General features: G+C 48.8%; 10 protein-coding genes. 3 read left to right on the top strand and 7 right to left on the bottom strand.

All coding sequences use genetic code 11. From position 1 onward, the window contains the following. Window positions 1-285: transposase (locus H503_RS0110505; RefSeq protein ID WP_162141343.1), on the top strand; the 285-nt coding region annotated here is incomplete at its 5' end. Window positions 286-453: 168 nt separating this feature from the next. Here H503_RS0110505 and argH read toward each other — a convergent pair. The 5 genes from argH to argB are packed head-to-tail and all read right to left on the bottom strand — an operon-like array spanning window position 454 to window position 6,173. Then, on the bottom strand, window positions 454-1,866 hold the full coding sequence (gene argH / locus H503_RS0110500; RefSeq protein ID WP_009016378.1) for an argininosuccinate lyase: 1,413 nt from the start codon (window positions 1,864-1,866) through the stop codon (window positions 454-456). A 1-nt stretch (window position 1,867) separates the two neighbouring features. Continuing rightward, window positions 1,868-3,091, bottom strand: a complete 1,224-nt coding sequence (locus tag H503_RS0110495) for an argininosuccinate synthase (RefSeq protein ID WP_009016377.1) — start codon at window positions 3,089-3,091, stop codon at window positions 1,868-1,870. A gap of 26 nt (window positions 3,092-3,117) precedes the next feature. Next, window positions 3,118-4,059 carry an ornithine carbamoyltransferase gene (gene argF / locus H503_RS0110490; RefSeq protein WP_009016376.1) on the bottom strand — a complete coding sequence of 314 codons (942 nt, stop codon included), beginning with the start codon at window positions 4,057-4,059 and terminating at the stop codon, window positions 3,118-3,120. A 20-nt stretch (window positions 4,060-4,079) separates the two neighbouring features. Further along, window positions 4,080-5,270 carry an aspartate aminotransferase family protein gene (locus H503_RS0110485; RefSeq protein ID WP_009016375.1) on the bottom strand — a complete coding sequence of 397 codons (1,191 nt, stop codon included), beginning with the start codon at window positions 5,268-5,270 and terminating at the stop codon, window positions 4,080-4,082. A gap of 15 nt (window positions 5,271-5,285) precedes the next feature. Further along, window positions 5,286-6,173, bottom strand: a complete 888-nt coding sequence (gene argB / locus H503_RS0110480; RefSeq protein WP_009016374.1) for an acetylglutamate kinase — start codon at window positions 6,171-6,173, stop codon at window positions 5,286-5,288. A gap of 399 nt (window positions 6,174-6,572) precedes the next feature. Between argB and H503_RS0110475 the strand changes: the two genes are divergently transcribed. Beyond that, a complete protein-coding gene (locus tag H503_RS0110475; RefSeq protein ID WP_009016373.1) occupies window positions 6,573-7,343 on the top strand; it encodes a transglycosylase domain-containing protein in 771 nt (256 codons plus the stop codon). Between the two features lie 442 nt (window positions 7,344-7,785). Here H503_RS0110475 and H503_RS0110465 read toward each other — a convergent pair whose 3' ends face one another. Then, window positions 7,786-9,225: a hypothetical protein gene (locus H503_RS0110465; RefSeq protein ID WP_009016372.1), complete on the bottom strand. Its 1,440-nt coding sequence runs from the start codon at window positions 9,223-9,225 to the stop codon at window positions 7,786-7,788. 483 nt (window positions 9,226-9,708) lie between these two features. On the opposite strand from H503_RS0110465, the gene H503_RS0110460 reads away from it, so the two are divergent. Next, window positions 9,709-10,722, top strand: coding sequence for a helix-turn-helix transcriptional regulator (locus H503_RS0110460; protein ID WP_016460008.1), 1,014 nt, complete (start codon window positions 9,709-9,711; stop codon window positions 10,720-10,722). Window positions 10,723-10,785: 63 nt separating this feature from the next. Here the strand turns inward: H503_RS0110460 and H503_RS0110455 are convergent. Then, window positions 10,786-11,072, bottom strand: a 287-nt coding sequence (locus H503_RS0110455) for an IS3 family transposase (protein ID WP_026385636.1), incomplete at its 5' end; no start/stop codon positions are given.

Raw genomic sequence — 11,072 nt, 5'->3', positions numbered from 1 at the left:
GAATTGGCTGCGAAGCGGGAGCTAAACAAATGGTTAGCTATGGTAATGGGCTACAACTTAGATGCTTTTAAAGGGATTTTAAGATCTTTTAAAGATTGGGAGGCTGCAATTATTCAAGCAATTATCCAGCCATACTCCAATGGATTCACAGAAGGCTGTAACAACCTGATTAAGACGGTTAAGAGAGTTGCATTTGGAATGCGTGATTTCAACAGATTTAGGAACCGGATTCTCTATGTGAATTGGCAAAAAAGGAACTCGGCAAATGCCTTGCCGAGTTCCTAAAAGGCGATTTAGTTGTGGGGCACCCCAACATTTGACAAAGAACCTTTATTTTCCTACGGAAGGAGGCTCATGTGGACACGAGGAAATGGACACTCCCGGTCCCCTTTATTTCAAGGTGCCAGATGATTGTGTTTGCGGAAAAGGTAAGCCTTTTCCTATAACAAAAGCTCAGCGCTTTGTTACCAACTCATGAAGGGTCTTCTTCTGCCCATCAACAAGTGACCGGCCCAAGGTCAGTTGCTTAGCATTTTCCTTTGGTGCAGGGCCGCCGTAGGACGTACGGGCAGCCACGCAGTTTTCTGGACGCAGGGCTTCAAGGAGATCCTTTTCAAAAAGAGGCGAAAACTGTTTGTACTCGTCCAAGGTCAACTCTACAAGATACTTGCGGTGCTTGATGCCATAAGCCACGGCTTCGCCAACGACTTTATGGGCCTTACGGAAGGGCAGGCCTTTCTTGACAAGGTAATCAGCAAGGTCTGTCGCATTGGAATAATCCTTATGGACAGCTTCGGCCATGCGATCCTTGTTCACCGTCATAGTAAGGAGCATATCCCGAAAAACAGTGAGGGAAAACTTCACCGTATCAACCGCGTCAAAAAAACCTTCCTTATCTTCCTGCAGATCCTTGTTATAGGCAAGAGGCAGGCCCTTGAGCGTTGTCAAAAGGGCCATGAGGTGACCATAGGTCCGCCCCGTCTTGCCACGAACGAGTTCGGAAATATCGGGATTCTTTTTCTGGGGCATCATGGATGAACCCGTTGCAAAAGCATCATCAAGATCAATGAACCCAAATTCCGTCGATGACCAAAGACAGATTTCCTCACTGAGGCGGGACAGGTGCATCATGAGGATGGACGCGGCAGAAAGAAATTCCAAGAGGTAATCCCGGTCGCTTACAGCGTCCATGCTGTTGCCATAAACCGCGTCAAAATTGAGTTCCTCGGCCACCTGGAAGCGGTCAATGGGAAGCGTTGTCCCCGCCACGGCACCTGCCCCGAGGGGCATGATGTCCGCACCTTTCCACACCCCTTCAAGGCGGCGGAAATCGCGCAGAAACATATTGAAGTAGGCCAAGAGATGATGGCAGAAAGTAATGGGCTGCGCCCGCTGCAAATGGGTGTACCCGGGCATAAGCGTATCCTGATTTTTATCTGCCACCATTAGAAGTGCTTCTTCAAAGCGGATGACAAGGTCCATGACTTCGGTCACAACCCGTTTCATGTACATATGCATGTCAAGGGCCACCTGGTCATTGCGGCTTCTGGCCGTATGGAGACGAGCACCAGCATCACCGATGCGTTCCGTAAGGGCCGCTTCCACATTCATGTGGATATCTTCCAGTTCGGTCTTGAATTCGAACGTTCCCTTTTCAATATCGTCAAGGATGCTCGTAAGCCCCTTCACGATCTTTTCGGCATCACTTTCCGAAATGATGCCCGTTTTGGCCAGCATATGCGTGTGGGCAATGCTGCCGCGGATATCTTCATGATAGAGGCGCTGATCATACTCAATGGATGCGTTGAAAGCGTCTACCAAGGCATTTGTATCCTTACTGAATCTTCCACCCCATAACTTTGCCATCTTATTTCAGTTTCCCCTGTTTCATGAGGGCCCGAACCGTCAACGGCAGGCCAAAAAGGGTGATAAAGCCCTTGGCATCGGTCTGATCATATACATCGTCTTCGCCGAAGGTGACATATTCCTTGCTGTAAAGGGAATAAGGGCTCGTCGTGCCGGCAGAAATGATATTGCCTTTATAGAGCTTCAGACGGACCGTACCGGTCACCGTTTTCTGCGTTTCATCGACAAAGGCCTGGAGGGCTTCCCGCAGCTGGGAGAACCACATGCCGTCATAGACAAGTTCTGCATAACGAATGCCAATCTGTTCCTTATAATTGTAGGTGGCCCGATCAAGGCAAATATTTTCCAGTTCATTATGGGCATAATAGATGATGGTACCGCCCGGCGTTTCATAGACACCGCGGTCCTTCATGCCAACCAGCCGGTTTTCCACCATGTCAGCAATCCCAATGCCGTTGCGCTTGCCGATTTCGTTAAGGGTGGTGAGAAGTTCCACCGGTTCCATCTTCTTGCCATTGACGGCGACTGGAACCCCTTCAACAAATTCCAGTTCCACATATTCGTCCTTATCGGGAGCGCCTTCAGGGGTACCGGAGAAGATATAGATATCCGGATTGGGTTCATTGGCCGGATCTTCGAGGTCGCTGCCTTCATGGGAAAGATGCCAGATATTCCAGTCCATGCTATAGTCTTTTTTCTTCGTGACCGGAACCGGGATATTATGGGCGGAGGCAAAATCGATGGCATCTTCACGGGATTTGATGTTCCATTCCCGCCAAGGAGCGATGACCTGGAGCTGCGGAGCCAGCGCCTTGATGCCCAGTTCAAAACGAACCTGATCGTTGCCCTTACCTGTAGCACCATGGCAGATGGCATCGGCATTTTCCTTCAGGGCCACTTCAACAAGATGCTTTGCAATGACCGGACGGGCAATGGACGTTCCCAGGAGATATTTCTTTTCATAAACGGCGCCGGATTTGACCATGGGCCAAGCATAATCGCGAAGGAATTCATCCCGCAGATCAAGAACATAAGCCTTGGAAGCCCCGCTCTTTAACGCCTTATCATGAACAAAGCTCATATCATCGCCTTGTCCCAAATCGGCCGTTACGGTAATGACTTCACAGTTATTATAGTTTTCCTTCAGCCAAGGAATGATGACGGACGTATCGAGACCGCCGGAATAAGCAAGAACAACTTTTTTGATTTCGTCTTTTTTCTTCATGATCGGGTTCTCCTTCTTTCTAGGGATTAGAGGACTTCATCGCTCATCAGCAAAGCCATAATGGCCTTTTGGACGTGGAGCCTGTTTTCAGCTTCATCAAAGACAGCAGAGTGTGGTCCTTCAATGACATCATCGGTAATTTCTTCCCCCCTGTGGGCCGGCAGGCAGTGGAGCACCATGGCATCGGGGCGAGCCACATCAAGAAGGGCTTGATTGATCTGGTAACCCTGGAACTTCTTTACCCTTTCCTCGTGCTCTGCCTCCTCGCCCATGGAAGCCCACACATCCGTGTACAGGACGTCGGCCCCTTCAGCCGCTTTCATGACGTCTTCTTCGACAGTAATGGAAGCACCTGTCAGCGCGGCATCTTCCTGGGCCTGTTTCAGGACCTGCGGATCAGGGTAGTACCCCTTGGGGCTTGCACAGACCATGTTCATCCCCACCTTGGCGCAGGCATACATCAGGGAATGGGCCATGTTGTTGCCATCACCGACAAAGACAAGCTTGCGGCCTTTGAGGACTTCCTTGTACTCCATGATGGTAAATAGGTCCGTCAGGGCCTGGCAGGGATGGAGCAAGTCCGTCAGTCCATTGATGACAGGAACAGAAGCATAAGCTGCCAGTTCCTTAACCGCTTCATGAGAATAGGTGCGGATCATGATGCCGTCGACAAAACGGGAAAGGACGCGGGCCGTGTCCTTGACGGGCTCGCCGCGGCCAATCTGGCTTGTGGCCTCACTCATATAGATTGGATGACCACCCAGCTGATGGAACCCCGTTTCAAAGGAAACCCGGGTTCGTGTGGACGCCTTGGAAAAAATCATGGCAAGGGTCTTCCCTTTCAGGTATTCATGAGGTTCGCCCATTTTCTGTTTTTTCTTCAGCTTGCGGCTCACATCAAGGATGGTTGCCACTTCCCCAACACTCAAATCATGGATGGAAATCAAATCTTTATTTTTTAAGGCCATTTTCTTCCCTCTTTTTCTTCTTAGAATTCCGCCAAAAGCTCGTCAAGACATTGAAGGAGCTGATCGATTTCCCCTTCCGTAATGATGAGGGGCGGAACAAAACGCAGAACATTTCCTGCCGTGCAGTTGATGATAAAGCCTTTTTCCAAGGCACGTCCAACAAGACAGGCCCCGGCTTTTGAAAGTTCAGCCCCAATCAGGAGCCCCTTGCCGCGCACATCGGCAATCTTGTCAGGATGCTTTTTTTGAAGTGCCTTAAGGCCCTTTTGGAAATAATCACCTTTCCTAGCAGCGGCTTCATCCATATGGAGTTCCTTTAATGTCTTGAGCGTGGCATAGCAGGAGGCACAGGAAATGGCATTGCCGCCAAAGGTAGAGCCATGATCGCCCGGCTTAAAGACATGGGCAAGACGCTCCGTCGTGACAAAGGCCCCCATGGGGAACCCGCCGCCAATGGCCTTGGCAAGGCTCATAGCATCAGGCTTGACGGTGCTGTGCATATAAGCAAACCATTTGCCCGTGCGGCAGACACCAGTCTGAACCTCATCGAGGAGGAAAAGGGCATCGTGCTTCTCGCACAAGGCCTTGACCCCTTCAAGATACCCCGGAGCTGGGACATGGACGCCGCCTTCGCCCTGGATCGGTTCGATGAGGACGCCGCATACATCATCGTCCATAACGGCTTCGATGGCCGCAAGGTCGCCGAAAGGCACATACGTAAAACCCTCAGGCAGAGGCGTCAGTCCTTCATGATAGTGGTCCTGACCGGTCGCGGTCAGCGTTTCCATGGTGCGGCCGTGAAAAGAATCCTTTGCCGTAATGATGCGAAATTTTGCCGGGTTCTTACGGCTGCCATATTTGCGGGCAAGCTTGATGATTCCTTCATTGGCTTCGGCCCCACTATTGGCAAAAAAAACCCGGTCCATGCCCGTTACTTCAGCAAGCTGCTGCGCCGCCTTGGCCTGGATTTCCGTATAAAACAAGTTTGACGTATGCATAACCTTTTGGGTCTGTTCGCATACCGCCTTGACAATTGCCGGATGATGATAGCCCAGGGCATTGGTTGCGATACCGGCAAGAAAGTCAATATAGGCCTTGCCGTCCGCATCATATAAGGTTGCTCCTTCGCCATGGTCAATGGCAATGGGAAAACGGCCGAAGACGGGAAGGTAATGTGCTTCCGTCATTGCAATGATTTCTTTTGTATTCATGCTTGCTCCCCCTCATCAGCCCTTAATGACTTCCGTACCAACACCCTCATCGGAGAAGATTTCCTGAAGGATGGAGTGTTCCCGGCGCCCATCGATGATGTGCGTCTTGTGTGCCCCGCCGGAAAGGGCCGTAATGCAGGCCTTGACCTTAGGGATCATGCCGCCGTCGATACTTCCCTTGATAATCAGTTCATGTGCCTTTTCGAAGGTCAGCGTAGAAAGGAAAGTACTTTCATCATGATGGTCTTCATAGATGCCGCGCACATCGGTGAGCATAAGAAGCTTTTCTGCTTTGAGGGCCCCTGCCACTTCACCGGCCACACTGTCGGCATTGATATTGTAGGTCTCACCATCGGCGCCAAGACCAATCGGCGCAATGACGGGAATATAGTCATTTTGGATCAGGAGATTCAAAAGATCCGTGTTAATCTTGTCCACGGTTCCCACAAATCCGATATCGACCAAGTTCACTTGCCCGTCTTCATAAACATCGGCCAAATGTTTCTTGGCTTCAAGGAGTTTGCCATCCTTGCCATTCAGTCCGATGGCGTTACCACCCAGGATGTTCAGTCTTCGGACAAGGTCCGTATTGGTGCGTCCTACAAGGGCCAATTCAGCAATAGCCACCGTTTCCGCGTCCGTAACGCGTAGGCCGCTTACAAATTCGCTCTTTTTGCCTGCTTGCTTCAGCATAGCCGTAATTTCCGGGCCGCCGCCATGAACGACAACGGGACGCATGCCTGCAAGGCGCAGGAACACAATGTCTTGGAGGACCTTGTTTTTGAGGTCATCACTTAGCATGGCGTTACCGCCATATTTGACAACAACGGTCTTTCCTTTGAAAGCACTCAGGTATGGCAGGGCTTCAACTAGGATATTCATTTCATCGCCTTTGATCTGCATCTTGTTTCCTCCTCATGTGCGGAACTCGCATCATCATTAATATTCATGCAATCTTGAATTCCAAGATTCCTCGGTAATTCAGCAGATGCATCGCTGCGGTACCGTCTGCCAAGCCTCTTCAAGGAAAAGGATGATTCCCCCGAAATTTTCCATAAAGCACTATCTCCTCCTTTATGTTGCAATATTATACGTCTTTATGTATAAGTTTGCAATACTTTTTTTCTTTTCTTTTTCCTCTTTTTTTAGGATGCCTACATTATAGTACTCAGGCCCTCATGGTACTAGTCATTTTGCAAAAATATTGCAAGTTTTTTCTCCCCTCTTCCCCATGGATTTTTAGGCCTCTTTCAGGTAGAATTAGAATAAAAAGAAATAAACATCCTTGGAAAGGAGCCATCCATGAAAAAATTACTCTTCATCCTCACCCTCATCCTCAGCGGGCTCCTCTGGTATGTCATGGTCCCTGCTGCACCAACACCCAGTGCGGGCCGGCCGCCCCTCATGGAATCTTTTTCGTATCCCTACCTAGGAAAGAAACTGCCCCGTCCCCTTCGACTCTGCTACCTTGCCTATCATATGAAGGACGTGGCAAAGGAACGGATTGATAAAAGCGACTGGGTCAGTCTTGATAACATGCCCGCCTATCTTCCTCAGGCCCTCATCGCAACAGAAGATCGGCGTTTTTATTCCCACATCGGCATCGATCCCAGTGCCATCATGCGAGCCGTGCTCGTCAATCTTCAGTACGACGAAGTCGCCCAAGGCGGCAGTACTCTAACGCAGCAGCTGGTAAAAAACAATCTCCTGTCGCCGGAACGCTCCTTGGAGCGAAAGCTATGGGAAGCTGGCCTCGCCCTCATCGTCGAAGCCAGGTATTCCAAAGAAGAGATTCTTGAGATGTATTTTAATACAACTTTTTTTGGTAACCACTCGACAGGCATCAGAAGAGCCGCGCGAAATTACTTCGGCATTGAACCTAAGCAGCTCTCCCTCATGGAGTGTGCCGTCCTTGCAGGCCTGCCCAACGCGCCGACGGACCTCAACCCCTATAACGATATGGAAGCCTGCCGCAGGCGGCGGGACCTGGTCCTTGAAAATATGCATGACCAAGGATTCATTACAGGAAACCAGCTGAACCACGCGAAGAAAGCGGACATTGTCCTGAGGTAGGGAAGATAGAAAAAGAAAGAAAGACTGAAAAGCAAGCCCTAAACCAAACGTAGACGCAGGTTTGGTTTAGGGCTCTTATCTTGTCTTATCTTGTATAGAGATTCTCTAAAAGGCTGGTCTTTTGAAATATAGGGAAGACGGCAAGGGTGGGGACAGCCAACGTTCGTGATTTTATCAAGTGCTAAGCGAAAAAGCCTAACGGAAACGATTCAACCCATCCTGCAGCAAACTAAAAAAAAGAGCCTTACCCCAAATCAAGACCCAAATTCAGGGTAAGGCTTCAGCATGATTTATTTTCAATTGGCGGTCATAGGAAAGGTTCCCTATTACCCGAATTGAGCGGAGTAATGTGAGGAACCTTTAGGACCTTTTTTCTTGAATCTTTTTTTACTCATGGGCTCACGCCGTTCGTCAAAAGGGAGCGATTTTTGCTCCTGCGCCATTATTTTCCTAGTTTCCTTCTCATGATTTTTTTATAGACTTCCACGCCAGGCTGATCAAAAGCATCCACATTGGCCAGCTCACCTTCGTAGGCAATGCTCAGCATGAGGTAGTAGAACATTTGCCCGAGATAAAATTCATCAAGCTGGGGCAGCCGGTAAAGGGCACTCATGCGACCGTCGCTCATAAGGGCCTCTTCATTTGCTTCCATGGCAATTTCCAAGGCCCGCCCGACATCCATATTTTCATAAGGCCGAAGCGACTGGATTTCAGGGAAGGGATTATGAAGATGGATTTTTCCTTTTAGGCTATCAATAAAAAGGAACTGAACCACTTTATCCCTGATTCCATCCTGGTGAAGCTGGGTCTGGGCATGCATATCCGTCGTACCGATAGCAACAAGGGGCGTCCGGCCATAAAAGACGGTCTGGCCATTCCGATCCTCACGCTTGCCCAAGGATTCAGCAAGCAGCTGGACATACCATTCCCCGAGCGCCTTAAGCCGCATCGCATAAGGCATGAAGACTTCGATGGAAGCACCATGATCCCGGGCGGCCAGATATTTCACGGCCGCTCCAAAAAGGGCCGGATTGCGCCGCCAGTCACTGCCGCGGCAAACTTCGTCCATATTGGCAGCACCGGCAAGCAACTGAGAAAGATTCATTCCAAGAGTTGCAGCGACAATAAGTCCCGGAGTCGAAAGAACGCTGAACCGCCCGCCGATTCCATAAGGAACGGGGAACACTTCCCAGTCATAGGCCTTTGAAAGACGCATGAGTGGTCCGTCTTTTTGAGCCGGGTCGGTCACGACGGTAACGGAAAGCTCCATCTTATCCGCATGCTTTTGGCAGCGATCGTAAAAGAAGAGAAAACCTGTCGTCGGTTCCATGGTCGTTCCTGATTTGCTGATGGGAACGAGCATAACGCGAAGCTTGCGCCCTTCCTGTTCTTTGACAGCATTTGCCATGGCAAGAAGGGTAGCTCCAATATTCTTCATATCTTCCGTGTCCATATTGTTGCCCACGAAAAAGACCTTGGGTGCCGGCGTATCATGATGCGTCCAAAATTCGCTTTGGTAGCAGTCGTAAAGGACCTTACCACCTAAATAGGAACCGCCTACGCCACTGAAGAGCACCACATCAAACCCTTGGGATACTTTCTTGCCAAAAGCTTCCAGCTGCGCCATGAGCTGCGGCGTGTTGGGATAGTCTTCGGCGATATAGGGAAGACGAGTAAAATAAACTGCCTCAGGAACTCCATCTTTTGAAAGATGATGATAGGCCCTGCCTTCCCTGCGAATATAGGAAAGACCTTCTTCAGCCGCCTGCAGCTGAGGAAAAAGCGCATCCAGTTCCTCGTCCTTGAGGCCTCCTGGAGCAAACATATGAGTAAAGTCAAAACAAAATCCGGATAACAAGGTAATGAGATGGGTATCGTCCATGAAATTCCATCCTTTCGGAATGATGCAAATATAGTTTCATTATACCATAATGTCCTAAAAATAGGGGCTATCTAGTTGCTCGTTCATAAGGACAATCGTTTTTCCGTGGCACCTTTTTAGATTGGACACTTGTATCATGGGAATGGATAAGAGAAAAGATATGGCATCTCCCTTTCTCATCTTCCATAGAGGCATGAATAGGGTTTCTTTTTTTCATATCCATCCGGTCTAAATAAATAGTGTCCAAAAGAACGTCCATGTTTAAAGGAGTCCAGAAGTTAAGACTCCATGGATTAGTTGTAAACTTTCCTTTATTTCCCTGCTTTTCTTCCACATTTTGTTAGTTAATTGTGAATGATTCCTACTTGACAAGCTCAAGTATTTAGACTATTATTTATTTTTTGAAATAATTGATGTTTTTCCTTTGTTTTGTGATATAATTATGGAAAAAAAGTTGACAGGGATTTAAAGGAGGGGATCAGTGTGACAAAAGGAACCAACCAGAAGCTGAAAATGCTTTACCTCAAGCAGATCTTTGAAGAAGAAACTGACGATCAGCACAGCCTGACGCTCCAAAATATCACGGAACGCCTCAACAGTTTGGGGGTTAATGCCGACCGCAAGACGCTGTATCAGGACTTCAAGGAACTCAAACGCTACGGCATGGACATCATCGCCATGCAGGAAGGCCGCACGTGGAACTATCATTTGGGAAGCCGTGATTTTGAATTACCGGAAGTCAAGCTCCTCGTCGATTCCGTGCAGGCATCCAAATTCATCAACGAGCACAAATCGGACACCCTTATCCGCAAGCTCGAAAAGCTCGTCAGCCACTATGAAGGGCAGGAGCTGCAGCGCCAAGTCTACATTTTCGGCCGCATCAAGACAAGCAACAAACGTACGTACCTGACCATTGATACGATTTTCAAGGCCATCAATGAAAATTACCAGATTCAGTTCCACTACTGCAAATGGAACATCCACAAGGAACTGGAAAAACGCCGGGATGGCTCTTCCTACACCGTAAGTCCTTGGTGCCTTGTGTGGGACAACGAAAACTATTATCTTCTTGGTTATGATGCCCTTGATAAAAAGCTCAAGCACTATCGCGTGGACAAGATGATGGATATCAGCATCCTGCGGACCCGCCGACTGGGCCGAGATGCCTACCGCCGCATCGATATGCCGGAGTACACACAGTATCATTTTGGAATGTATGACGGGGATGTGGAAAATGTCACCGTTGAACTCGAAAATGATTTGATTGGTGTCTTCATCGACCGTTTTGGCAAGAAGATCCCCGTCACCCCTGTCGATGATGACCACGTAGCCGTCACGATCACCGCGGCGGTCAGCCGCCAGTTCCTTGGCTGGATCTTTGCACTGGGGCCTGGGGTCAAGATCACCAGTCCTCAGTCCGTTGTCCTTGCCATGCGCCGCGAAGGCGAACGGATTGCCGATGCCTATACGGCAAAGCAGCAGGAACCAAAAGAATAAGCACAGAAAGAGAGACTGTCCTCGTATGATGTGTACCCCAAAAACTGGACGCATATAAATTAGTTAAATGGCATTAGTGGATGTTTCCCGATATATTTCGGGAGGCATCCATTTTGTTTTTTTCTGAATCCTTTCCTTGTTGAAATAATGAATGTATTCTTTCACTGCTTTAGCAAATACCTTGAACGAGGTGTATTCTTTTTCGCTTCCGTAATACATTTCATTTTTCATCCGACCAAAAAAGGTCTCCATAATACTGTTGTCATAGCAGTTGCCCTTACGCGACATTGACTGTATAATTCCATGCTTTTTCAATTCACTTCTGTAATATTCATGCTGATACTGCCATC

The sequence above is a fragment of the Acidaminococcus intestini DSM 21505 genome (assembly GCF_000425045.1).
Taxonomy (GTDB): domain Bacteria; phylum Bacillota; class Negativicutes; order Acidaminococcales; family Acidaminococcaceae; genus Acidaminococcus; species Acidaminococcus intestini.
Note: the sequence above shows the minus strand (reverse complement) of the source record. Positions and strands in the feature narration are given on the sequence as shown.